Here is a 22530-nt window from a genome sequence, read left to right as displayed (position 1 = left end):
CCAATATGGGAGACAACAACGGGTTGAAGATTGCTGTCATTGGCGGAGGTTCTTCGTATACGCCGGAGATTGTGGAAGGATTCATTCGCAACTATGAGCAAATGCCAATCCGCGAATTGTGGCTGGTCGATATCGAACAAGGCAAGCATAAGCTTGATATAGTCGGCAAACTGGCGAAGCGCATGGTCCAAGAATCGGGATTCCCGATCGACGTGCATCTTACGCTGGATCGGGAGCGCGCGATTGAAGGCGCCGATTTCGTTACCACGCAAATGCGAGTCGGACTGCTGGAAGCCCGGAAGCGGGACGAGCATATTCCGATTCAGCATGGAGTCATCGGCCAGGAGACGACCGGACCGGGAGGGATGATGAAGGCGCTGCGCACTATTCCCGTTCTGCTTGAGATTTGCCGTGACATGGAGCGGCTGGCGCCGAACGCCTGGATGCTCAACTTCACGAACCCGGCAGGCATCGTAACGGAAGCGGTCGCGAAGCATAGCCGTGTCCGTTCGATCGGATTGTGCAACTCGCCGATCAACGTCAAGAAATTCCTTGCTGCGGAATATGGGGTATCCGAAGCCGAGGTTCTGCCGGAATTCGTCGGCATCAACCATCTTCATTGGGTCACTTCGGCTGCCGTCAAGGGAGAGGAGAAGCTTCCGGAGTTGTTGGCCGGAGGGAAAGCGTACAATGCGAAGAACGTGCCAACGACAGGCTGGGATCCGGAATTCCTCGTCTCATTGGGGGCGATTCCGACGTATTATTTGAAATATTACTATCAGAGGGATGAGATGTTCGAGGAGATGAAGGAATCGCTGGCGAAGAACGGAATGCGTGCCGACGTCGTCAGCCGCGTCGAGACCGAATTGTTCGAACTGTATAAGGACGAGTCGCTCCGGGAGAAGCCGAAGCAGTTGGAGCAGCGAGGCGGCGCTTATTACTCGGAAGCGGCGGTCAATCTGATGAATTCCATTTACAACGACAAACATGATATTCAGACGCTGAATGTGCTGAACGGCAATATTTACGACTTTCTCCCAGCCGACGCCAGCATCGAAGTCAATTGTGTCGTTACGAAGCAAGGCCCGATTCCGCTGCCGCCGCGCTGGATTCCGGAACATATCAAAGGTCTGCTGCACGCTGTGAAGACCTACGAGCAACTGACGATTGAAGCGGCAGTCACCGGAGATCGCGGAATTGCGCTGCAGGCGATGGTGCATCATCCGCTCGTCCCTTCCGTCCGCGTGGCTAAGGCGCTGCTGGATGAGATGCTGGAGGCGAATCGGGCGTATTTGCCGCACTTTTTCAAACAATAATCATATCTATAGCGATGCGGGCCGTGCCTTCGGATGGAGGGGGTCCGTATTTTTTTCGTCAGTATGGAACCCGTCCGTGGCGGGATGGACAAGACCTTGCATACGATATTGCATCACGTAACAAGAGGAGGTTGATCTTATGAGACAGCTTGCTCTGAACAGCTTAAGCGGGCTCCTTGGCGGAATCGTCGCTTTCCTGTTCGGCACATGGAGCCCGCTCTTATCGCTTCTCATTATCGCCATAGCCATTGATTATATCTCCGGCATCGCCGCTTCGCTGCGGGAAGGCAAGGGCTTGAGCAGCGAAAGAGGGTTCTGGGGCCTGACCCGCAAAGGGTTGATGCTGTTTATCGTCATTTTGGCACATCATATGGATACGGTCTTCGGCACCGTATGGATACGAGAAGGCGCCATCAGCTTCTACCTCGCGAACGAGCTTGTGTCCATTGTGGAAAATTACGGGCGCATCGGTCTTCCCCTGCCGCCGAAGCTTCGTAAATTGATCGCAACCCTCAAAAATAATGAGGAAAAACAATAAGGCTGTTCACGAAAATGTCAAGGAAGGTTCAGACTTTCCCATCGGATGAAATCGCGTAAATACGGCAAAAATAAGAGACAATTCTCTTTTTGTTCATTAATTCGTCACAAACTTCAAAAATGATTTGGAAAATTTCAAGATGGGGTTGAGAGATTCAGGAAAGATTTTGTAATATAAAAGGTGACGAATGTAACTGACAAAGGGGCGTATGACAGTTATGCAAAAATGGGCAATGTTCACATTGTTCAGCATCGCGTGCGTTTTCGCCATCGGATTGTTGCTCTTCAACATGCCGAAGGCTGAGCAAGAAGAAGCAGCTCCAGAAGGCGTTAAGCTTGTCAAGATCGTAGCGAGAAATGATTTTACGTTCGATCAGGCCGAATATAAGGTCAAGGCTGGAGAGAAAGTCCGCCTAAAGCTGGTGAATGAATCTGGTTTTCACGGTGCTGGCATTGAAGATTTCAAGATCGATCTGAAAGACGGTCAAATGGAGAAGGATTTTGTTTTCGACAAGCCGGGGAAATATGTAATTCACTGTTCGGTCATGTGTGGTACAGGTCATGATGATATGAAATCTTATTTGATCGTTGAATAGGCAAGTTTTTCAGGAAAAGGGGCTGATGGGCTCCTTTTTTTGTGGTTGCGAATCATGTCCAGCTTCGATATGCTGTCTGTGACAGTGTCTGACAGAGAAGGGAGAGGCTAGCGATGTACTATGTCAATACCGCACAGATCGAGGAACGGTTGAATATGGTTCCTCAAGTCGTGGAAGCCGTGAATGCGATTCGGAACGGATGGGATGGCAGCCTGACCGCTTCCTACGCGCAAGAACGGGCGCTCCATATCGCCATTGAGCTGATTACCGATGTAGGCAGTCTGCTGATCGACGGATTTATGATGAGGGATGCCAGCAGTTATGAAGACATCGTTGATATTTTATCGCAAGAGGGAGCCATACCGGAGCAACTGCATGACGGTCTGCTCGGCCTCGTTCGGCTGCGCAAATCACTCGTTCAGGATTACGCTGCATGGAAGAGAGGCGAGCTCCATCCCGCCCTGGCAGAGCTGCCGGAGCTGTTGCCGCCGTTCGCCGCAGGCGCTCGCCAGTTCATTGCCAAAGAAATGATCTAGTCTCGGTCGCCGGGATAAGATACAATGTTGTCGATACGAAGACAAGCCAAATAAAAGGTGGTTACTATTGAAACAGTCTGATTCGAAAATGTCGACCCGCCAACAGATGCTGATGCTGCTCAAGACCAACGGAGCGATGTCGGCTGCCCAACTGGCCATCGAACTGAACATGACCGAAATGGGCGTGCGCAGGCATCTGTATGCGCTGGAGGAAGAAGGACTGCTGGAGACCGAGATGGTGCGCCAGCCGATGGGCCGCCCGCTGCGTACATACCGGTTGTCGACCCAAGGGGATGAACAGTTCCCGAAGCAATACCATCAACTGATTCTGGACTTGCTGAAGGAGATGGAGGTCTGGCCGGAGGATGATGGAATCGGGAAGCTGTTCGAGAGCCGCAAGCAGTCGTTGCTCGCAAAATATGCTCCGCAGATGGGCCAATCCAGCCTGGATAAACGCGTCGAAGCTCTAGGGACCATTCAGGAGCATAATGGATATATGGTTGAGACGGAGCAGGAAGAGGATGGAAGCTGGCTGCTGCATGAATACAATTGCCCCATCGCGCAGGTGGCCCAACATTATAAGCAGCCTTGTGCTTGCGAGCTGGCGCTGTTCCGCGAACTGCTGGACGCGGATGTGACCCGCACCGAATGTATCGCGGAGCAGGGCCAGCGCTGCACATACCGGATTCGCAAGCGAATCTAGCCGCCGGGAGGGAACTCCCGGTTTTTTATTTCCCCTGGTGCAGGATGTGGGAGTCGCTGTCTGCCTTTTATGTCCGTTATCCCCCTGGCGGAGGATTGAGGATGCCCCTGTCTGCCTCTTCTGTTCGCTATCCCCCTGGCGGAGGATTGAGGATGCCCCTGTCTGCCTCATATGTTCACTATCCCCTTGCCGCAGGATGAGGATGCCCCTGTCTGCCTCATATGTTCACTATCCCCTTGGCGCAGGATGAAGATGTCCTTGTCTGCCTCTTATGTTCGCTATCCCCTTGGCCCAGGATGAGGATGTCCTTGTCTGTCTGTATTGGATGCTATCCCGTTGGTACAGGAGAGTTCCGTCCTGCCCACGTGCTATTTACTCCACAAGGCTTAAGGAAGGCAACTGAGTGGCGGGAATATTGACCATAAGGTCTCGAGGAAGGCAACTGAGTGGCGGAGATATTGACCATAAGGTCTCAAGGAAGGCAACTGAGTGGCGGGGATATTGACCATAAGGTCTCGAGGAAGGCAACAGAGCGGAAGGGATATTGACTATAAGGCACAAGGAAGGCCAACTTCGCGACGGGGATATTGGTCCTAAGGTCACAATTTCATTCAGAAAAATAGCAATTAATTTTTACGTGAAAAGTGTGTCAAGACAAACCCGATCTATCTATACTGTCATTACAACATGGGCATTTGCCCGGGTTGATGCTGGAGATTGGGAGGAGCCGCCATGATCGCTTGGAGCATTCTGCTTGCGGCCGTTGCTTGGACAGTTCTCTGCGGGGCCGGAGTGGCCGTGCTGCTTCGCTTGGGCCGGACGCTCGCTCGGGCAGAGGAGTGTGCCTATGAAGCGAAGCGGCTGATCCGCCGGCTGTCGGCTCTGTCGAGGAAGGCCGCGCGGACCGTTGAGGCTGCCGAGGAAGTCATCGGCGCTTTGAATGAGTGGAGCGGGGCGCTTCGCCAGACGGGAAGGCTGCTGGCGGATTGGGGACGTAAGGCCGAGCGGTGGTTCGGCCACAAGGGGCGACAGGCGGGCGCCTCACGGGACGATTCAGGTTCCCATTCCCGTCGATCCTCCGGCCAATGGCTGGAATGGGCTGCAGCGGGATGGGACGAATGGCAGCGGCGAAAGCCCCGGCACGGATCCCCGCCGGAATCCCGGCAACAGCATGAACCCGGAGCAGTGCCGACAGGAGGAGAGCAATAACATGGCAAACGGTAAGAAGAAGTTCTGGTTCGGGACGCTCGTCGGCGGTGTAGTTGGTTCGGTTGCGGCACTGCTCCTGGCACCCAAATCGGGCCGCGAGCTGCGCGCCGATATTGCGGAGGGTGCTCAGCAGTTGAATGAGAAGACACAGCGGTTGGCGAAGCAGATTGAAGAGCAAAAAGAAAATTTTCTGGCAACCGCGCGGGAGAAGACGGCCGGGCTTCAGCAACAATGGAGCCAATGGCGTCAGGCTGACGATGAAGCTGAGCTGACGGTGCTTGACGATACGGTGGATGTCGCACCCGAGGAGCCGGAGAAGGAGTTGGAAGTTACGCGCAGATAAGGTTATTGGCCTACCATATGAATCATAGCATCCCTGTTCTTCTTGGCATTCGTCAGGACGGAGCGGGGATGCTCCATTGCACGGAGCGCTTCCGGCGTGCTGCCGTCTCATGCGTTGTGTGAAAATGGAACGATAGTCGACTTGAACCTTGTCTGTATTGCTGTTAAGATCGAGGTACATTTTAGCTCTGCCGTACATATGGTATCACAGGTCAGTCAATCAAGAGACAAAGGAAGCGGTGTATCGTGCAACAAGCTATAGCAATGCTCGATTCGGGTGTGGGAGGTTTGACGGTCGTCAAAGAAGTCATGCGCCAGCTTCCACAGGAACAAATCATTTATTTCGGCGATACCGCTCGATCGCCTTACGGCCCCCGATCCTCGGAGGAAGTGAGATTGTTTACACGTCAAATCGTGGACTATCTTATTCAATTCCAGCCAAAGATGATCGTAATTGCCTGCAACACAGCGACGGCGGTCGCCTTGGAAGAGATTCGCGATTATGTTCCAGTTCCCGTCGTCGGTGTTATCTATCCGGGAGCCCGGGCCGCGCTATCGGCAACAAAGACGGGCTATATCGGCGTCATCGGCACGGACGGGACGATTCGGAGCGGTGCTTACGAGCAGGCGCTCAAGCGGTTATCTCCTCATGTGGATGCGGTCAGCAAGGCTTGCCCGACCTTCGTTCCTCTCGTCGAAAAAGGCTTGTTCCAATCCAGTGAAGCGCTGGGCGTCGTCCGGGAAGCGCTGGATCCACTGCGCTCTTTACCATTTGATACATTAATATTGGGATGCACGCACTATCCTTTTTTAACCGATGCGATTCAACTGGTCATGGGCCCGGAGGTTCAACTTATCAACTCGGCCGAAGAGACGGCAAGGGAAATCAGTACAATTTTGCATGACAAAGGTCAGCTCGCCCATAGTTTGGAGACGCCGGTTCATCAATTTTTTTGCAGTGGAGATCCGGAATTGTTCCAGAAGATCGCCCGCGCTTGGCTGGGTGAACAAATATGCGCCGTGCCCGTCGTGTGGCGAATGTCCCAAATCTTATAGCTATTATACGTTTTTCCTTATGCTGAAGTGCATGCCTTTCGCGATTGTCGCGGAGGGCATGCTTTTTTTTGGTATGTGCAGGTGTCCAGTCATGTCCGCTTCGTACGGGGCATATGCATCAATGAGGAAATGAAGGAGGGTGGAACGATGCATATTCCCTACACGGTACAGCCTAGAGATACCTACTTGCGCATTTGCGCCCGGCATGGGATTAATATGCCTGCGCTATTTGCTTGCAATCCACAGCTTGATCCCGACGAATATGCGCTTCCCGGGCATGTTCTCATGATACCGGCGCGTCCATACGGTACTTATGTTGTCCAGCCGAACGATACCTTGTGCCGGATTGCCGCCGGGCATGGTGTTCCGGAAGGGCTGCTGCGCTCTGTGAATTCATCCTTGACTCCGGACCGGCTAACGGCCGGGCAGAGGGTGTTTATCCCATACGTGTGTACAAATGAGACGCTTCGGAAAAAAGCGGAATATGGCCCTGCCCAACTGATGGGGGATCTTCAGCAATTAAGCCGCCGCTATTCATGCGTCCAAGTCGAGACGATCGGACATAGCGTCCTCGGCATGCCGATCCTGGCCGTCAGCATCGGACGAGGGCATGTGCCGATTCATGCGAATGGCGGTGTCCATGCGAATGAATGGATTACTTCGGCGCTGCTCATGCAGTTCATAGAAGATTATGCACGAGCGTGCCACAGCGGAAAAACATGGCTTGGCTGGGATGCACGGTCTGCCTTCGAGCGAACGGTGCTGAAAATCGTGCCTATGGTCAATCCGGACGGTATCGAATTGGCGCAGGAGGGCATCTCCCCGCGGCATCCGTTCTATTCCTCGGTGATGGAATGGAATCAGGGATCCCGGCGCTTTCAACGGTGGAAAGCGAACATCCGCGGCGTCGACCTGAACGATCAGTTCCCGGCCCATTGGGAGGAGGAGCGGGCCCGGCGCGGTATGCGTTCTCCAGGGCCGCTCAATTACGGTGGGGAGCATCCGCTCTCCGAGCCCGAGGCCGCCGCGCTCGCATCCTATACGGAACGGAATTCGTTCGAGCTGGTGCTGTCCTTCCATACGCAAGGGCAAGAAATTTACTGGAATTACCGTGATTACGAACCCCCCGAAGCGGTCACATGGGCGGAACGGTTCGAATCGGTGAGCGGTTACCGGGCAGTCAAGCTGTCGGGCAACGACGCCGGATACAAGGATTGGTTCATTCAGCGCTTCCGTAAGCCCGGGTTCACGGTCGAGGTCGGTCTCGGTGTCAGCCCGCTGCCATTACATGACTTCGACGGAATGTATAAGGAAGTGGCGGCGATATTGCGGGAATCATTGAACGGGCAGGTCCAGGAATAGACCGCCAGACCTCCTCAGGAGGGCTGTATGATGCGAGCCGGATGGCGCACACTAGGGGCAAGGAGGTGTGCGGATGGGCCGCAATCATATGTCCGCCAAGGCCGGAAGCAGGAATCCTGTCCGCCGGATCATCTTGCTTTTCCGAGCGGCTCCGCGGTTGTTGTTCTCGCCCCGGGTTCCGCTGAAGGAGAAAGGGATATTTGTCGGACTGGTCCTTTTGTATTGGGTAATGCCTGATGTGATGCCATTTATGCCGATCGACGATATCCTGTTCACGATGATTCTGATGCCATGGTTCTCCAAGCGGGTCATGAAATACGATCCCGTCCGCTAGAAGATTGTGGTCATACCGGTTGCTTCTGCAGGGCCATTCCCTTACAATAACTATAGCAACATCGGTCTTTCTTTTTACATCAAGACGAAGGGATTAAGATGGAGTGAGCAATCATGGCAAATGATATACGTATATGTGATAAATGCCGCCACATCAGCATGAAGTCGTTCCTGCCGAAGGTGAAGAAGCTGGATCCCGAGGCGGAAATTAAAATAGGCTGCAAGTCGTACTGCGGCCATTGCCTGAAGCGGGTATTTATTTTTGTTAACGGAAGATATGTAACGGCGCCGACGGAGGACGAGGCCATCGAGAAGGCGAAGGCTTTCCTGAAGGGATAGCTGTCGGTATAGAAAATGCTGTCGAGCACAACCTAACGTTGCTTATGATTAACACAGACGAAGGAGGCTTACAGCATGCCGAACAAGTATGACTCCAGCCTGCAGTCGCAGAATCCGATCTCCCAGGCCCAGAATGCGGTCAAGACCGCGCGCAATGCGGTATCTCAGGCGATGTCTCATCCGTCGGAGCAGTCCGTCGAGCAAGCCGAGCAATCGCTGGAGCATGCGGAACGGGCCGTCGAGCAGGCCGGACTGAGCTTGAACCAGCAGCCGGTGGAACTGGCAGAAGCGATGCTCGAGGAGCAGCAGAACCGGTTAAGCTCTCTCCTCGATAGCGAGCAGTGGGGAAATCGTGAAGAATGAAGTTGCGCTATTTTTTTATGAAAATAATGCCGGAATCCCAGACAATCGTCTGGGATTTTTTTTGTGCATACTACATGCTATCAAGAGCAACAACCAAGGGGTGGGGATATGGTATTTGGAATATCGGTCGTTATCATCCTGGTCATTGTCCTGTGGGGCTTGCTGTCCCCGGGAAGCATGGCGCAGCAATCGGAAGCGGCGCTCTCCTTCACGACAGAGCGGTTCGGCTGGTTCTACCTGATAACGGCCCTGATCGTGCTGTTGTTCTGTCTCGTGCTGGCCTTCGGTAAGCATGGGCATATTCGTCTCGGTCGAGACGATGACGAACCGGAATATTCGAATCTGACCTGGTTCGCAATGCTGTTCAGTGCGGGAATGGGGATTGGGCTCGTATTCTGGGGAGTCGCCGAGCCGCTCAGCCATTATATGAACCCGCCCGCCGCCGCGGGAATGACGCCGGATGCGGCACGCGAAGCGATGCGCTATTCCTTCTTCCATTGGGGCCTTCATCCATGGGGGATTTATTCGCTCGTGTCACTCGCTCTCGCTTATTTCACCTTCCGCCAACAACATAAAGGACTGATAAGCCATACGTTCTATCCGTTGCTCGGAGAACGCGTGGACGGTTCCATTGGCAAAGTGATTGACGTTTTGGCCATTATCGCCACTACCTTCGGTGTCGCGACGTCGCTTGGTCTCGGCGTGATGCAGATTAACGGCGGACTGCAGCATACGCTGGGAATTCCATCGAACATCACTGTTCAAATCATTATTATTATCGTAGTTACTATATTGTTCCTGACTTCGGCCATTACCGGCCTGGACAAGGGGATACGCATATTAAGCAATACGAATCTGCTGATTGCGCTCGGTCTCCTCATCTTCACGCTGCTTCTCGGACCGACCTCCTTCATCATTGATACGTTCACGACGACGTTAGGCGGCTACTTGCAAAACATTATCCAGATGAGTCTTCGCCTGTCGCCATTCACCGAAAATTCCTGGATTGCGAGATGGACCCTGTTCTACTGGGCGTGGTGGATTACGTGGGCGCCGTTCGTCGGTTTGTTCATTGCCCGCATATCCAGGGGGAGAACGATTAAGGAGTTCATTCTTGGGACATTGCTGCTGCCAAGCGGCTTCAGCTTCCTTTGGTTCTCCGTATTCGGGGCGACGGGGCTTCATTTGGAAATGTTCGAAGGCATAAATCTCGCCCAGGCGGTGCAGCAGGATATAACGTCCGCCTTGTTCGTGACGCTCGACGCCCTGCCCGCCGGCTATGTGCTCGGGGTGTTGGCCACGCTGCTCATCGTGATGTTCTTCATTACGTCGGCCGATTCTGCTACCTTCGTGCTCGGCATGATGTCGTCTGACGGCAACCCGAATCCGAGCATTCCGATCAAGCTCACCTGGGGAATCTTCCAGTCGCTGATCGCCATCGTCCTCCTTCTGAGCGGCGGACTGAATGCGCTTCAGACGGCGTCCATCCTGACGGCGCTGCCGTTCGCGGTCGTCCTGCTCGGCATGTGCGCGTCTCTCGCCAAGGCGCTGCGCCGCGAAGAGTACGATCGGCGCCTGAAGGAGAAGAAGCGGCGCCGGAAGCTGGACGAGCTGCTGCAGGAGCGGTAGCGCAGATGAAGGGGGACAGGCGAGGCGGCGCAGAAGGCGGCAGGTGAACGGATGGCGGGCACCCGGGAAGAGATACGCAGACAGCCGCTGTCAACGGGGACAGCGGCTGATGTCACGGTTGCGAATGAGAAGATTGGCGGAACCGCTTAATCAGGTTATTCGTAATCACTTGGTCCGAGACGGTCAAGCGGCGCTTCGCTTCGGCCTCGTACGGCTGGCAGCGGGCGACGTCCGTCTTCTCTCGCCCCGCGTAATCGAAGCAGGTGCCGTGCTCGAACAATCCGTCGGCCGAAGGGACATAGAAAATGCTCCCGTCCGTGTACGAGCCGTTCCGCAATACGACGAGCCGCCGATCCGGCAGCAGCAGATTATGGCCCATCATATAGGCGTCGGCCGCATCGATTCCGAGCCAGTGCAGCAGCGTCGGGGCGACGTCCAATTGGCCCGCGACCGAATCAAACGTCCCGGCCTGCGCCCCATTAGGGAGATGGATGAAGAGCGGGACCTGATTCTTCATTTCCAGCATATCCAGCTTGCTGACTGGATGGCCGAGAAGCCTGGAGAGAGGCTCCGTCTCTCCGATTGAGTTGTCATGATCTCCGTAGAATACCCAGATTGTCTTGTCCCACAGCCCGCGCTGCTTCAGATCGGCGATCATTTCTCCAACCGCTTCGTCAACGTAATGCATCGACTGCAAATAATCGCCGAACATCGTATCCGTATATGGGCCGACGTCGAGCTTCTGCACTGATGTCGGCAGCTTGTACGGATGGTGGCTTGCCAGCGTAATTAAGAAGCTGTAGAATGGCTGCGTCTCGGGAGACATTCGTTCGACCGATTGGCGGAAAAAGGATTTGTCTCCGACGGTCCATCCGACAGGCTCATCAAGAACATAATCTTTTTTGCTCATGAAAAAGTCGTAGCCCATATTTTGATACATAATATAACGGTTCCAGAACCCGGCGTCATAAGCATGGAACGCTCCGGTGCGATAGCCTTCCGCGCGGAGCATGGCCGGCAGCGTGTCATAGGTCTGGCCGGGGTAGCGGATGAAGACGGAGCCGGCCGGCAGTGGATGAAGCCCGGCGTTCACCCCGAAATCGGCATCTGAGGTTCGGCCTTGACCCGTCTGATGGAAGAACCGGGTGAAATAAAGACTCTCCTTGCGAAGCGCATTCAGGTTGGGCGTTATCTCCTGCCCGTTCACCTTTGCACCGATGACGAAATTTTCGAACGCTTCAGCCTGCACAATAATGACATTGCTGCCGGCATACCGCCCGAAAGAGGACGCAGGGCCCTGCCGATCGGTGCGATGGGCGGCGAACCACGCTTCCGCGTCCTTGATCTCGGCTTCGGAGAGAGAGGCCCCTCCCATCAGATTTTCCTTCACGTACCGGTACACATCAAAGCCGTGAAAGCCCAGCAAGCCCGTAATATTATAAACGGAGGCGCTCCACCAGACCGAACTGAACAGCCCTTTCGCCCATGTACTGGTCGCTTGCTTCACCGGCACGGCTACCAACACGGTGCCGACGACGATGGCAAGCAGGCCGGCCGCTGCCCGCTGCAGCATGCGTCCCCGGTTCTTCCGGCCGGACAAGATGGAGCGCTGATAGCGGTATTCCCGGGACCGAATGCGGGCATGCCCGATCGTGAGTGGAATGAGGATGAGCCAATCCAGGAACAGCCGCACATCCTTGCCGTGAATAAGCGAAGCGATGCTCTCTCCGAGCGAGCTGACCTGCGCGGCTTGAAGCAGGACGGGAATCGTGATGAAGTCCTGAAAATAGCGGAAATAGATCAAATCGGCAAAAATGAGCACCGTCAGTGCAAAGTTAAGCAGCAACAAGAGCAACGGGCGCCATCGTTCCTTCGCCCAGAACGTCCAGCTGCCGGCAATCAGCAGCGATCCGAGGGCGACCAGGTAGTCGTCCCGGTTCATGGCCATATTCGGGATCGCCAGCGTGCGATTGAAATAGATCAGCTTCCCCATCATCGCCGTGAGGAAGAAGACGAAGCTGAGCCATCCGAACAGGGCGGCCGCCGAACTTTTCCTGCCGGTGGAATCAGGCCGGGCTTGACGAATTGGATTCATTGCGTGTACCTTCCTTGACTTGTAATCGTACCTCCCATCTTATCAGATTTTCATAAAATGTTAAAAATAAAAGAACACCGCCTGCCGCTGTAGGGCAGATGGTGTTCGATTGGGCGTAATTATGATTCGGAAGGCGATGCCGGCGCCTTGCTGCGAGGAGGAAGCGGACCGAAATATTGATACAGCTGGCATTCGATATTGCCGTTGAACAGCTTGCGGCGCTTGTCCGCCGGGCGGCCGAAGTAATGCTCGAACTGGCGGCTCGGGCTGATCGCGAAGAACGACCAGGTCGGCAGCGTCTTCGCCATGAAGCCAAAATCTCTCACCATCCGCTCGACTTCATCCTTCTCGTTCAACCGTTCGCCGTATGGCGGATTCGTCACGAGGCACCCGTAGTCTCCTTCCGGCTTCGCCTTGCTCGCAGGACAGACGCGGAACTCGATCTCGCGGGCGAAGCCGGCGCTCTTCGCTGCCGCTTGCGCCAGGCGAATCGCTTCGGGATCGATATCCGATCCGGTCAACTGGAGCTCCGTGTCGTCACGGACCGCGTCGAACGCTTCCTCTCGCGCTTGTTCCCATGCCTGTTCGCCGATGATGCTCCATGTCTCCGCAGAGAAGGAGCGCCGGAGCCCGGGAGCGACATTCCAGCCGATCATCGCCGCTTCAATCAACAGGGTTCCCGAGCCGCAGAACGGATCATACAGCGGACGCTGCGGATTCCAGCGGGTCAGCATTATGATGGCGGCCGCCATCGTTTCTTTAAGCGGTGCGGCTCCGGTCAGCTTGCGATAGCCTCGCTTATGTAAGCCGGGTCCGGTCGTGTCCAGCGTAATCGTTGCCATGTCGTTCAGCAGGGAGACCTCGATCCGGTACAGCGGACCGGTCTCTTCGAACCAGTCGTTATGGTACCGCTGCTTCATTCGCTCCACGACTGCCTTTTTCACGATGCCCTGGCAGGCGGGGACGCTGGAGAGCTGGGATTTATGAGAACGCCCGTCAACCGGAAATTCGCCGTGCATCGGGATCCAGTCCGGCCATGGTATGGCTTTGGTGCCCTCGAACAGCTCCTCGAAGGTTCGCGCGCGGAACTCGCCCATCTTGACGAGCACCCGATCCGCGGTCCGGAGCCACAGATTGGCCCGGCACACGTCGACAGGCCCTCCGGAGAACAGCACGCGGCCGTTCTCCACCCGCGTATCCTCGTATCCAAGCTGCTTCAATTCGCGCGCGACGACAGCCTCCAGGCCCATCGGGGCGGTCGCGATTAACGTCCAAGGTCGGTTCATTCGATAACAACACTCCGTTCTACTTGTCTCACTTGTACTTGTATGGCATTCATCATATCATAAAATGCAAGGAGGATGGAAAATGTCGAGTGAAGCAGTAGAATCTTATTTGGAACAATTATTTCCGGCCGATCCGGCCATGGAGCGAATCAAGGAGCGCATCCGGGCTCAGGGCATACGGGATATATCCGTGCCGGAGGGGTACGGGCGCCTGTTGACGATGCTGGCCCGCCTGGCGCATGCGAAGGATGCGCTGGAGATCGGCGCGCTGGGCGGCTACAGCGGCTATTGCATATTGCGGGGACTGGAACCGGGAGGGCGGCTTGTCTCTCTGGAGCTGCGTCAAGATTACGCCGATCTGGCGAAGCGCAATCTCACCGAAGCCGGCTTCGGCGAGCAGGTGGAGTACAGAGTGGGCGAGGCGCTTCATTCTCTTGCGGAGCTGGAGCGGGAAGGAGCCCGCTATGATCTGTTCTTCATTGACGCGGACAAGGAAAATTACCCGGCCTATCTCGAATACGCAATCCGGCTGGCGAGACCGGGGGCTCTAATCGCCGGAGACAACCTCATGCTCCGCGGCAGAACGCTCAATCCGGACAAGCAGGGCCCGTCCGTGCAGGCGATGCGCGCCTTCAATGCCGCGATCGCGCAAGATGAACGATTGCTCAGCACGCTGCTTCCGGCCTATGACGGTCTGGCGCTTGCTATTGTGAAATAAGACTCCAGCTTAAAAATATGTGGAAGCAGGGGCTTTATACCGTTGCTATGCTATAATGAATGACAGCAATCGAAAGAGAAGGATGGATTAGAACGGATGACACAGCAAGAACAATGGACTTCGAGGCTCGGCTTCGTGCTTGCCTCAGCCGGATCGGCCATCGGACTGGGGGCGATCTGGAAGTTCCCGAATGTCGTCGCTACCAGCGGTGGCGGCGCTTTTTTTCTTATATTTATTATCTTCACCTTCGGCATCGGCCTGCCGCTGCTGCTGGCCGAATTCATGATCGGCCGCAATACGGGCAAGGAAGCGGTATCCGCCTACCGTGAGTTGGCGCCGGGGAGCAAGTGGCACGGTGTCGGCTATTTGGGTATGGCGACGTGCTCTGTGCTGCTGTCATTTTACAGCGTGGTCGGCGGGTGGATTGTGCTCTATTTCCTCAAGGCCCTGACCGGTTCGCTGCTGCAGGATGGACGCAACTATGGAGAGCTCTTCGAATCGACTGCCGCCAACCCTTGGGCGGCTGTGCTAGCGCAGGCACTGTTCCTGCTCATCACGATCGTTATCGTGGCCCGGGGAGTGAAGGGGGGCATTGAAAAGGCAAACCGCATTATGATGCCGGGTTTGTTCATTCTGTTCCTCGTCCTGATCGTGCGGTCGCTCACTTTGCCTGGGATGAGCGAAGGACTCGTCTATTTTCTGAAGCCGGACTTCGGCCAACTGACGCCGCAGGCGCTCCTGTATGCGCTCGGCCAGTCCTTCTTCTGCCTAAGTGTGGGCGGCTCCTGCATGGTGACCTACAGCTCCTATTTGAAAAAAGGGGAACCTCTCGGGAAGCCGGCCCTGTCCGTCGTTGGCTTGAACGTGCTGACCTCGTTCATGGCGGGCATTGCGATTTTCCCCGCTTTGTTCGCGCTTGGCATGAAGCCGCAGGAAGGCGCCGGGCTCCTGTTCATTACGCTGCCGGCCGTCTTCGAGCAGCTTCCGTTCGGCCGCCTGTTCATCGTGCTGTTCCTGGCGCTCTTCTTATTCGCGACGCTGACATCGGCGTTCTCACTGTTGGAAATCGTCGTGGCCGCATTCACCAAGAACAAGGCGGAGCAACGCGCGCGCATGTGCTGGCTGGTCGGCGGCGTAATTTTCGCCATGGGCGTTCCATCGGCTCTTTCCTTCGGCGTGGGCAGCCATCTGCAGTGGCTGGGGCGCAATATATTCGATTGGGCCGACTTCGCGGTTACGAACGTCATGCTTCCGCTTGGCGTACTGCTGATCTCTTTATTCGTCGGCTTCCGGTATCCGCGGCGGCGCCTGCAGGAGGAATGGGACACGCTCGGCAGCCGCTGGCACAAAGGCTTGGCCGTGTACGTCTTCATGCTCCGCTACCTTTTGCCGCTCATCGTCCTTATCGTGTTTTTGCACGGAATGAAGTGGCTACCGGTGTAATAGGCAGCATTCGCACACAGATTGACAACAGGAGGCAGTAATGACAACTCGAGAGCAGTGGACTTCAAAACTCGGATTTATATTGGCCTCAGCCGGATCTGCGATCGGACTGGGGGCCATTTGGAAATTCCCCAATGTCGTCGCGACGAGCGGCGGGGGCGCATTTTTTCTTATTTTTCTGCTATTTACGCTGGGCATCGGACTGCCTCTGCTCCTGGCGGAGTTCGCTATCGGGCGCAGTACAGGCCGGGGAGCCGTATCCGCTTACCAGGATATAGCGCCGCGTTCGAAATGGCACTGGATCGGATACTTGGGCATCGGAACCTGCTTCCTGCTCTTGTCCTACTACAGCGTCGTTGGCGGCTGGATCGTGCTTTATGTAGGGCGCGGTATTGTCGGCGGCTTGCTATCGAGCGGCCAGGATTACGATGCGCTGTTCGCGGAGACGGTAGCCAATCCGTGGTACGCGGTCGCAGCGCAATTCGTCTTCATGCTGATTACGATCGCGGTGGTCGCGCGCGGAATCAAGGGGGGGATCGAACGGGCAAGCCGCATCATGATGCCGGGCTTGTTCGTCTTATTCCTTGTCCTTATCATCCGTTCCCTGACCCTTCCCGGGATGGGCGAAGGCCTTCGTTATTTTCTTCAGCCTGATTTCAGCAAGCTGACGGGACAAGCTGTGCTGTATGCGTTGGGTCAGTCGTTCTTCTGTCTCAGCGTCGGGGTATCCGTCATGGTGACCTACAGTTCCTACTTGAGCCGCCAGGAATCGCTGCTCAAATCGTCGGTCTCTGTCGTCGGCCTGAACGTCCTGACCTCGCTGATGGCGGGGCTTGCGATCTTCCCGGCCATATTTGCGCTGGGCATGAAGCCGCAGGAAGGCCCGGGACTGCTGTTCGGCACCTTGCCGGCCTTGTTTGAAAAGCTGCCGTTCGGCGGTCTTTTCATCGTGTTATTTTTGGCGTTGTTCCTATTCGCGGCCTTAACCTCGGCCTTCTCCATGCTGGAGATTTTGGTCTCGGGATTGTCCAACAACGACCAACAGCGCTCCCGGTTGAGCTGGCTGTTCGGAATCCTTATCTTCATCGTCGGCATCCCGTCCGCCTTGTCATTCGGTGTCTGGTCGGATGCGCGCATCTTCGGCCTGTCTCTCTTCGACGCGGCCGACTTCGCCGTGACGAATGTGCTCATGCCCTTCGGTGCGCTGCTCATTGCCTTGTTCGTCGGCTACCGCTTCCCGCGGAAGCGGCTGTACGAGGAATTCGCGACCGAGGCGGCATGGTGGCGCAAAGGTCTGGCGTTGTATATCATATTGCTGCGCTATGTCATTCCGGTTGTTATCGCCATCGTGTTCCTTCACGTGCTTGGCCTGTTGAAGCTGTAGGACGCCAATGAGGAGATGATGGGGCATCATCGCCTTCTGGAGGCATCGTTGCCTCCTGGGGCTTGGACATGTGGAGGAAATTGCTGCTATTTTACAGGAATTTCGGCTCAATGAGTCCACATCCCGAGAAATTGCTGCACAGCTACATCATTTTAGGCCCTTTTGAGCTAAGTCGAAGAGAAACGGGTGAAATTGCTGCAGTTTTGCAGGATTCCCTTTCTGGTGAAGTGGTCCATATCGAATTGCTGTATCTGTGCAGGATTTCGCCTACCGAATAAGCGCGTCCAGAGAAACTGTGCAGTTTTCAGGCCGTTGGAAACCCCTTTTGCTAGTCTCCGTCTGACGGAATGGGATAATGATGCAACGGAGGCGGAGGTGTCCTATTTAAGCAGCCCCTTCATCCGGTCTTGGCTGATCGGAGGAGGGGCTGTTGTTGGGTACCGCTATAGCTAGCTTCTTTGTGTTGATGATGTACATATTTTTTAGCGGGTATTTCCCGTCTGCGTATTTGCGCGAACCGGATTCGAAGAGCACATAGAGACTGCTTCCCTTCAGAGAGATGCCTTCGGACATTGGAGGCATTTTCAAGGAGCTGACCTGCTTGCCCGAGGCTCCCCGCGTATATACGAGCAGGGTGCTGTCATTGTTGCGGCCGCAGGATTGACTGTAAAAGACGCGGTTCTTCGTCAGGGCCATCCCTTGCACTCGATCAGGCGTCGTCCATGTATAAGTTGCCTTTGGGTTGGCCGGCAGCTCTCCTTTGCCGTTTAGCTTATAGCCTCTCGCTTTGCCCTGCGGTCCCGGCTTGCACATGCTTTGGCCGATATCTTGGCCATCCATATACTCACCCACCCACAACACCCCGTCCGAATAGGAGGCATAGGAGGCTTTATGGCCAAGAGCGTATTTTTTCATGACGACATTGCTATAATCCTTTTTGCCGGAGACCGTGCTAACGGGAATTTGGTATACACTTCTGCCGGACGCGATCCATACGTATTTGGCGCTGGCTGCAACGCCCCCGACATGTCCGGTATGCTTTTTGTCGGCGCTCTCGTACAGGTAGAGCGTCTTTATCCGCTTTTTGGTCTTCGTGTCGGTAATCGAGAGGGCGCTTGCCTGACTGCTGGATTTCCCCGAATAATGCGAGACGATGACCCAATTTTTCCCCGGCACGACCGCCAGTCCCTGAGGCACCCATTCATTTTTGGCGTTTAACCCCGGAATGACCGGACCTACGGCCGACACTTTGACGAATTCCGGATAACTCGGCTTAGCCTCCGCCTCTGCCGGCCCCAGCACAGCCGCCGCGGTCCAGAGCAAGACGAAGCACAGCATGGCCGTCAAGGTACGCGGTGTCCATTGATTTACCATGTTTTACATTCCCCCCTTTCATTGGATATATACGCACGAAAGCGGAGATCCAAACAGGGAGACGCCGCTGATAATTTTTTTGAATCGAATCCACAGCGGCGATAAATAAAATAAAGAAAGCCGCCTGCCGTAACGCCCCGACGATGTCGTCAGGTAACGCCGGCTGATGGCGGCTCTATTCATACTGTAGCGGATGAAATGCTTTTCAGATCAAGCCCTTTTGCAAAAAATAATATGGTTGTTCTGTCAGCCACGTTGTTAAGCAAGGCGACATGGCCTGCTGAAGGCATTACGTATGCCGGTGAGTCGTTCTTTTTCTCCCATATAAGGAGTAACGGGCCCATGCCGTGTTGACGAGCAGCAAAATGCCGGAAATGATAAAAATGCCTTGAATGCCGATAATTCCGGACATCGCTCCGCCGAAGACGGGGCCGATCATATTGCCGAGCGCGAGTGTGCTCGTATTGAAGCTGTAGGCGCGGCTCTCCATGCCGTCAGGCGTATATTTCCGTATCAGCGCATTGACGGATGGGAGCAGGCCGCCCATAAATATTCCGAGCAGGAAGCGGACGACGAGCAGCTGCCACACGGTGCCGACGAAGGCCTGCGGAATCAAGGTTAGCGCAGCGCCGATTAGACATACGGTCAATATCCGGTGGGAGCCGTACTGGTCGCTCATTTTCCCCAGTATCGGGGAACAGATCATGTTGGACACGCCGGTGACTGCGGTGACGAGCCCGGCGAGAAACGCCAGATTTTGCGTCGAGCCATGAAGGTCCTGCACATATAGCGGAAGCAGCGACATTGGGCTAAGCATGGCGAATTGCAGCAGAAAGGTTACCGCGAACAGAGACAGCAGCTGCGGAATGCCAGATAGCTGTTTGAAGCCGGCGAGAACCGAGATTTGCGGCTCTTCCGCCGCTTTCTCGCGGTCGAACGGCTCCTTCACCATGAACAGCGTCAGCATTGTGGCCAGGAACAGCAGTGTTCCGGTAATATAGAAAATCGGCCGATAGCCGACCCAGTCCGCTAGCCCTCCGCCGATAAGCGGCCCGAGAATTGTCCCTGCGACGACGCCGGACTGCAGTATGCCCATAGCGAAGCCGGTCCGTTCCCGCGGCGTTGTCGACGATACAAGTGCAACTGCGGCAGGGTTGAAGCCCGAGATCGTCCCATTCAGGAGACGAAGCAGCAGCAGATGCACTGGCGTCTGCGCGAAGCCCATCAACACCGTCACGATCGCCATACCTAAGCCGGAACGGATAATCATGACTTTGCGGCCGTACTTATCCGCGAACTTCCCCCAGATTGGCTGAAAAATAAATGAGGTCAAAAAATTCGCCGCAAAGATAAGTCCCGTCCAAATTGCAATTTGATGCGGATCGCTCAATCCGATATCATGCTGCAAATACAGCGCCAAGAACGGCGTAACCATGGTCATGCCCGACATGACCAGAAATGATCCGAACCAGAGAATAATCAGATTCAGTTTCCATTGCTGCATAAGATGTTCACCACTTTCTGTCACGGTCCGTACAATGTTCAGCAACGGGTATTATTATACCATACATATATATATCAATTGTCATATGAAAGCAGGGATATGATTGCACCTGGCAGCAAGTCAGAATAGGTTATGCAAATTTTGGTCATTTCATAGTTTTGTGCGGGCAAATTGTCGAAAAATCATCATATGCGAACGTTTTTTGTCAACAGATTGTCATAGCTACCCGGAACGGCGAGGTTGTGAGAAGCATAGAAAAGGGGCATAATGGAAGCGTTAGCTATAAAAAAGTGCGTGTCCAAAACGGACAATTTGTCTATATGCACAATACCGTCAAAGCGGGGTATATGAATGACTTATAATGATCGTTTTCTGAAAGCGTGTCGACAGGAACAAGTAGACCGTGTGCCGGTATGGTACATGCGGCAGGCCGGGCGTTATGATCCCGACTATCGCAAGATTAAAGAGAAATACAGTCTGCTTGAAATATGCCGCCAGCCGGAGCTGGCCGCCGAAGTGACGATGATGCCTGTCCGCAAGCTAGGCGTGGATGCAGCTATTCTCTATTCCGATATTATGAATCCGGTCGCTTCGATGGGCATCGATTTCGATATCGTGGCCAATGTGGGGCCGGTCATTCACAATCCGATACGAAGCGCTGCTGATGTCGAGCGCCTGACACCGGTCGATCCGGAAGGCGATCTGGGCCATATTCTGGAGACGATTCGCATCCTTGACAGGGAGTTGAAGGTTCCGCTCATTACGTTCGCGGGCTCACCGTTCACGATTGCGAGCTATTTGATCGAAGGCCGTCCTTCTAAAAATTATATCCTTACAAAGACGATGATGTATGAGACTCCGGAAGTATGGCATGCCTTGATGGATAAGCTGGGAGACATGGTGATCGCCTATGTGCGTTCCCAAGTGGCGAACGGGGCCAAAGCGTTCCAATTGTTCGACAGCTGGGTTGGCTCCTTGTCTCCGCGCGATTTCGAACGGTACGTGCTGCCGACGATGACGCGTATTTTTGCGGAGTTGTCCGAGTTGGACGTACCGAAAATATATTTCCCGGGCGTCAGCTCCGGCGAATTGCTTCCGACTCTCCATGAGCTGAAGGCGGATGTGATTGGCTTGGACTGGCGGGTGTCCGTAACGGAAGGACGCCGCCGGCTGAACGGCCGGTTCGCGGTGCAGGGCAATCTGGACCCTTATGTGTTGACCGGGCCGATGAGCGTCATCGAACGGGAAGCCGCCCATATCGTAGAGTTGGGAATTCAGGAGCCGGGCTACATTTTCAATCTCGGCCACGGGCTGTTCCCGGAAGCTTCGCTGGACAAATTGCAGCGGCTGACCGAGTTCGTGCATGAATATTCCAGCCGATTGCTGGCGAAGAAATAAGAAACAGGATGTAACGCGAGAACGAGTCGGAATGGAGGAACAGCGAGTGTCCAAGCGTAAAATCGGCGTGCTGGTGATGTCCTACGGAACACCCCGCAGCCTCGAAGAAATCGAGCCTTATTACACGCATATCCGGCGGGGCAATCCGCCTTCCGAGGAGCAGTTGAAGGAACTGACGGACCGGTATGAAGCGATTGTCGGGGGCGTGTTCCCGCTGCGGGAGCATACGAACCGCCAAGTTGAAGCGCTGCAGGAGACGCTGAACCGCCGTACCGAAGGCACGGGAGTTCAGTATGTGTGCTACCAAGGCTTGAAGCATGCGCAGCCGTATATTGAGGACGGCGTCGCGGCGATGGCCGTTGATGGTATCAAGGAAGCCGTGTCCGTCGTACTGGCCCCGCATTATTCCGCGATGAGCGTCGGCGGCTATAATTCGCGGGCGAAGGAAGCGGCGGCCAAGCACGGGATCGAGCTTCGCTGCGTCAACAGCTACCATCTGCATCCCGAGCTGCTGGATGCGTTGACCGAGCGGGTGAATGAGCAGCTGGACGCCTTCGCCGCCGAAGGGGCGGAGCGGGATGAGATCCAGGTGCTGTTCAGCGCACACAGCCTGCCAGCGCGCATCCTGGAGATGAATGATCCGTATGTGGATGAATTGAACGCGACATCGGCCGCGATAGCCGAGCGCTGCGGACTGAAGGAAGGGCAGTGGAGATTCACCTGGCAAAGCGCGGGCCGGACGGCAACGCCTTGGCTGGGGCCGGATATTTTGGACACGCTCGCCGCGGTTCAGCAGGAAGGCATCCGCTGGGTGCTGTCGGCGCCGATCGGATTCGTATCCGATCATCTGGAAGTGCTGTATGATCTCGATATCGAGGCGGTTCAGGAGGCCGAAGGCCTGGGCATCCGCTTCAAGCGGACTCGTATGCTGAACGATGATCCGAAGTATATGGCGACATTGGCCGACGTTACGATGAAGGCGATGTCGGAAGCGAGTAACTAGAAAG

At 55.2% G+C, this 22530-nt stretch carries 22 protein-coding genes; 18 read left to right on the top strand and 4 right to left on the bottom strand.

Annotated features, from left to right (window positions below; all coding sequences use genetic code 11):
* Positions 1 to 5: 5 nt before the first annotated feature.
* The 13 genes from FLT43_RS08470 (at position 6) to FLT43_RS08410 (ending at position 10321) form a co-directional block, all read left to right on the top strand.
* Positions 6 to 1316, top strand: coding sequence for a 6-phospho-beta-glucosidase (locus FLT43_RS08470; protein ID WP_087445293.1), 1311 nt, complete (start codon positions 6 to 8; stop codon positions 1314 to 1316).
* Positions 1317 to 1455: 139 nt separating this feature from the next.
* The gene (locus FLT43_RS08465; RefSeq protein ID WP_087445294.1) at positions 1456 to 1854 is read left to right on the top strand and encodes a phage holin family protein; all 399 of its coding nucleotides are present in this window, start codon (positions 1456 to 1458) and stop codon (positions 1852 to 1854) included.
* Between the two features lie 217 nt (positions 1855 to 2071).
* Positions 2072 to 2449, top strand: coding sequence for a cupredoxin domain-containing protein (locus FLT43_RS08460; protein ID WP_087445295.1), 378 nt, complete (start codon positions 2072 to 2074; stop codon positions 2447 to 2449).
* A gap of 113 nt (positions 2450 to 2562) precedes the next feature.
* Positions 2563 to 2985 (top strand): DUF86 domain-containing protein, encoded by a 423-nt coding sequence (locus FLT43_RS08455; RefSeq protein WP_087445296.1) that lies wholly within the window; start codon positions 2563 to 2565, stop codon positions 2983 to 2985.
* Positions 2986 to 3052: 67 nt separating this feature from the next.
* Positions 3053 to 3688, top strand: coding sequence for a helix-turn-helix transcriptional regulator (locus FLT43_RS08450; RefSeq protein ID WP_164776633.1), 636 nt, complete (start codon positions 3053 to 3055; stop codon positions 3686 to 3688).
* A gap of 732 nt (positions 3689 to 4420) precedes the next feature.
* The gene (locus FLT43_RS08445) at positions 4421 to 4897 is read left to right on the top strand and encodes a DUF948 domain-containing protein (protein ID WP_087445297.1); all 477 of its coding nucleotides are present in this window, start codon (positions 4421 to 4423) and stop codon (positions 4895 to 4897) included.
* 1 nt (position 4898) lies between these two features.
* Complete coding sequence (locus tag FLT43_RS08440; protein WP_087445298.1) at positions 4899 to 5240, top strand: YtxH domain-containing protein; 342 nt, start codon at positions 4899 to 4901, stop codon at positions 5238 to 5240.
* Positions 5241 to 5485: 245 nt separating this feature from the next.
* The gene (gene racE, locus FLT43_RS08435; RefSeq protein ID WP_087445299.1) at positions 5486 to 6295 is read left to right on the top strand and encodes a glutamate racemase; all 810 of its coding nucleotides are present in this window, start codon (positions 5486 to 5488) and stop codon (positions 6293 to 6295) included.
* A 147-nt stretch (positions 6296 to 6442) separates the two neighbouring features.
* Complete coding sequence (locus tag FLT43_RS08430; RefSeq protein ID WP_087445300.1) at positions 6443 to 7657, top strand: M14 family metallopeptidase; 1215 nt, start codon at positions 6443 to 6445, stop codon at positions 7655 to 7657.
* A gap of 73 nt (positions 7658 to 7730) precedes the next feature.
* Positions 7731 to 7991: a hypothetical protein gene (locus FLT43_RS08425; protein WP_087445301.1), complete on the top strand. Its 261-nt coding sequence runs from the start codon at positions 7731 to 7733 to the stop codon at positions 7989 to 7991.
* A gap of 113 nt (positions 7992 to 8104) precedes the next feature.
* Entirely contained in the window at positions 8105 to 8329 is a 225-nt protein-coding gene (locus tag FLT43_RS08420; RefSeq protein ID WP_087445302.1) for a YuzB family protein, read from the top strand.
* Positions 8330 to 8404: 75 nt separating this feature from the next.
* Positions 8405 to 8692, top strand: a complete 288-nt coding sequence (locus FLT43_RS08415; protein ID WP_087445303.1) for a hypothetical protein — start codon at positions 8405 to 8407, stop codon at positions 8690 to 8692.
* Positions 8693 to 8800: 108 nt separating this feature from the next.
* Positions 8801 to 10321 carry a glycine betaine uptake BCCT transporter gene (locus FLT43_RS08410; RefSeq protein WP_087445304.1) on the top strand — a complete coding sequence of 507 codons (1521 nt, stop codon included), beginning with the start codon at positions 8801 to 8803 and terminating at the stop codon, positions 10319 to 10321.
* A gap of 112 nt (positions 10322 to 10433) precedes the next feature.
* Here FLT43_RS08410 and FLT43_RS08405 read toward each other — a convergent pair whose 3' ends face one another.
* Together FLT43_RS08405 and FLT43_RS08400 are read right to left on the bottom strand one after the other, a co-directional pair.
* Positions 10434 to 12416: an LTA synthase family protein gene (locus FLT43_RS08405; RefSeq protein ID WP_087445305.1), complete on the bottom strand. Its 1983-nt coding sequence runs from the start codon at positions 12414 to 12416 to the stop codon at positions 10434 to 10436.
* A gap of 119 nt (positions 12417 to 12535) precedes the next feature.
* A complete protein-coding gene (locus FLT43_RS08400) occupies positions 12536 to 13702 on the bottom strand; it encodes a THUMP domain-containing class I SAM-dependent RNA methyltransferase (RefSeq protein ID WP_087445306.1) in 1167 nt (388 codons plus the stop codon).
* Positions 13703 to 13784: 82 nt separating this feature from the next.
* Between FLT43_RS08400 and FLT43_RS08395 the strand changes: the two genes are divergently transcribed.
* The 3 genes from FLT43_RS08395 (at position 13785) to FLT43_RS08385 (ending at position 17247) form a co-directional block, all read left to right on the top strand.
* Positions 13785 to 14420: an O-methyltransferase gene (locus FLT43_RS08395; protein ID WP_087445307.1), complete on the top strand. Its 636-nt coding sequence runs from the start codon at positions 13785 to 13787 to the stop codon at positions 14418 to 14420.
* A gap of 96 nt (positions 14421 to 14516) precedes the next feature.
* Positions 14517 to 15863, top strand: coding sequence for a sodium-dependent transporter (locus FLT43_RS08390; protein ID WP_087445308.1), 1347 nt, complete (start codon positions 14517 to 14519; stop codon positions 15861 to 15863).
* A 40-nt stretch (positions 15864 to 15903) separates the two neighbouring features.
* A complete protein-coding gene (locus FLT43_RS08385) occupies positions 15904 to 17247 on the top strand; it encodes a sodium-dependent transporter (RefSeq protein ID WP_087445309.1) in 1344 nt (447 codons plus the stop codon).
* A gap of 384 nt (positions 17248 to 17631) precedes the next feature.
* Here the strand turns inward: FLT43_RS08385 and FLT43_RS08380 are convergent, their stop codons facing one another.
* Both FLT43_RS08380 and FLT43_RS08375 read right to left on the bottom strand, forming a co-directional pair.
* The gene (locus FLT43_RS08380) at positions 17632 to 18621 is read right to left on the bottom strand and encodes a hypothetical protein (RefSeq protein WP_244194411.1); all 990 of its coding nucleotides are present in this window, start codon (positions 18619 to 18621) and stop codon (positions 17632 to 17634) included.
* 289 nt (positions 18622 to 18910) lie between these two features.
* Positions 18911 to 20125 (bottom strand): MFS transporter, encoded by a 1215-nt coding sequence (locus tag FLT43_RS08375; protein ID WP_087445310.1) that lies wholly within the window; start codon positions 20123 to 20125, stop codon positions 18911 to 18913.
* Between the two features lie 351 nt (positions 20126 to 20476).
* Between FLT43_RS08375 and hemE the strand changes: the two genes are divergently transcribed.
* Complete coding sequence (hemE, locus tag FLT43_RS08370) at positions 20477 to 21523, top strand: uroporphyrinogen decarboxylase (RefSeq protein WP_087445311.1); 1047 nt, start codon at positions 20477 to 20479, stop codon at positions 21521 to 21523.
* A 31-nt stretch (positions 21524 to 21554) separates the two neighbouring features.
* Positions 21555 to 22526 carry a ferrochelatase gene (gene hemH, locus FLT43_RS08365; protein WP_087445312.1) on the top strand — a complete coding sequence of 324 codons (972 nt, stop codon included), beginning with the start codon at positions 21555 to 21557 and terminating at the stop codon, positions 22524 to 22526.
* Positions 22527 to 22530: the final 4 nt, after the last annotated feature.

The sequence above is a fragment of the Paenibacillus thiaminolyticus genome, assembly GCF_007066085.1.
Taxonomy (GTDB): domain Bacteria; phylum Bacillota; class Bacilli; order Paenibacillales; family Paenibacillaceae; genus Paenibacillus_B; species Paenibacillus_B thiaminolyticus.
This window is presented reverse-complemented; position numbering and strand designations above follow the sequence as displayed.

Excerpts from the sequence above, each read along its gene's own strand:
- FLT43_RS08470 (WP_087445293.1), top strand. The coding sequence starts at position 6 with ATGGGAGACAACAACGGGTTGAAGATTGCTGTCATTGGCGGAGGTTCT.
- FLT43_RS08465 (WP_087445294.1), top strand. The coding sequence starts at position 1,456 with ATGAGACAGCTTGCTCTGAACAGCTTAAGCGGGCTCCTTGGCGGAATC.
- FLT43_RS08460 (WP_087445295.1), top strand. The coding sequence starts at position 2,072 with ATGCAAAAATGGGCAATGTTCACATTGTTCAGCATCGCGTGCGTTTTC.
- FLT43_RS08455 (WP_087445296.1), top strand. The coding sequence starts at position 2,563 with ATGTACTATGTCAATACCGCACAGATCGAGGAACGGTTGAATATGGTT.
- FLT43_RS08445 (WP_087445297.1), top strand. The coding sequence starts at position 4,421 with ATGATCGCTTGGAGCATTCTGCTTGCGGCCGTTGCTTGGACAGTTCTC.
- FLT43_RS08440 (WP_087445298.1), top strand. The coding sequence starts at position 4,899 with ATGGCAAACGGTAAGAAGAAGTTCTGGTTCGGGACGCTCGTCGGCGGT.
- FLT43_RS08430 (WP_087445300.1), top strand. The coding sequence starts at position 6,443 with ATGCATATTCCCTACACGGTACAGCCTAGAGATACCTACTTGCGCATT.
- FLT43_RS08425 (WP_087445301.1), top strand. The coding sequence starts at position 7,731 with ATGGGCCGCAATCATATGTCCGCCAAGGCCGGAAGCAGGAATCCTGTC.
- FLT43_RS08420 (WP_087445302.1), top strand. The coding sequence starts at position 8,105 with ATGGCAAATGATATACGTATATGTGATAAATGCCGCCACATCAGCATG.
- FLT43_RS08415 (WP_087445303.1), top strand. The coding sequence starts at position 8,405 with ATGCCGAACAAGTATGACTCCAGCCTGCAGTCGCAGAATCCGATCTCC.
- FLT43_RS08410 (WP_087445304.1), top strand. The coding sequence starts at position 8,801 with ATGGTATTTGGAATATCGGTCGTTATCATCCTGGTCATTGTCCTGTGG.
- FLT43_RS08405 (WP_087445305.1), bottom strand. The coding sequence starts at position 12,416 with ATGAATCCAATTCGTCAAGCCCGGCCTGATTCCACCGGCAGGAAAAGT.
- FLT43_RS08400 (WP_087445306.1), bottom strand. The coding sequence starts at position 13,702 with ATGAACCGACCTTGGACGTTAATCGCGACCGCCCCGATGGGCCTGGAG.
- FLT43_RS08395 (WP_087445307.1), top strand. The coding sequence starts at position 13,785 with ATGTCGAGTGAAGCAGTAGAATCTTATTTGGAACAATTATTTCCGGCC.
- FLT43_RS08390 (WP_087445308.1), top strand. The coding sequence starts at position 14,517 with ATGACACAGCAAGAACAATGGACTTCGAGGCTCGGCTTCGTGCTTGCC.
- FLT43_RS08385 (WP_087445309.1), top strand. The coding sequence starts at position 15,904 with ATGACAACTCGAGAGCAGTGGACTTCAAAACTCGGATTTATATTGGCC.
- FLT43_RS08380 (WP_244194411.1), bottom strand. The coding sequence starts at position 18,621 with ATGGTAAATCAATGGACACCGCGTACCTTGACGGCCATGCTGTGCTTC.
- FLT43_RS08375 (WP_087445310.1), bottom strand. The coding sequence starts at position 20,125 with ATGCAGCAATGGAAACTGAATCTGATTATTCTCTGGTTCGGATCATTT.
- hemE (WP_087445311.1), top strand. The coding sequence starts at position 20,477 with ATGACTTATAATGATCGTTTTCTGAAAGCGTGTCGACAGGAACAAGTA.
- hemH (WP_087445312.1), top strand. The coding sequence starts at position 21,555 with ATGGAGGAACAGCGAGTGTCCAAGCGTAAAATCGGCGTGCTGGTGATG.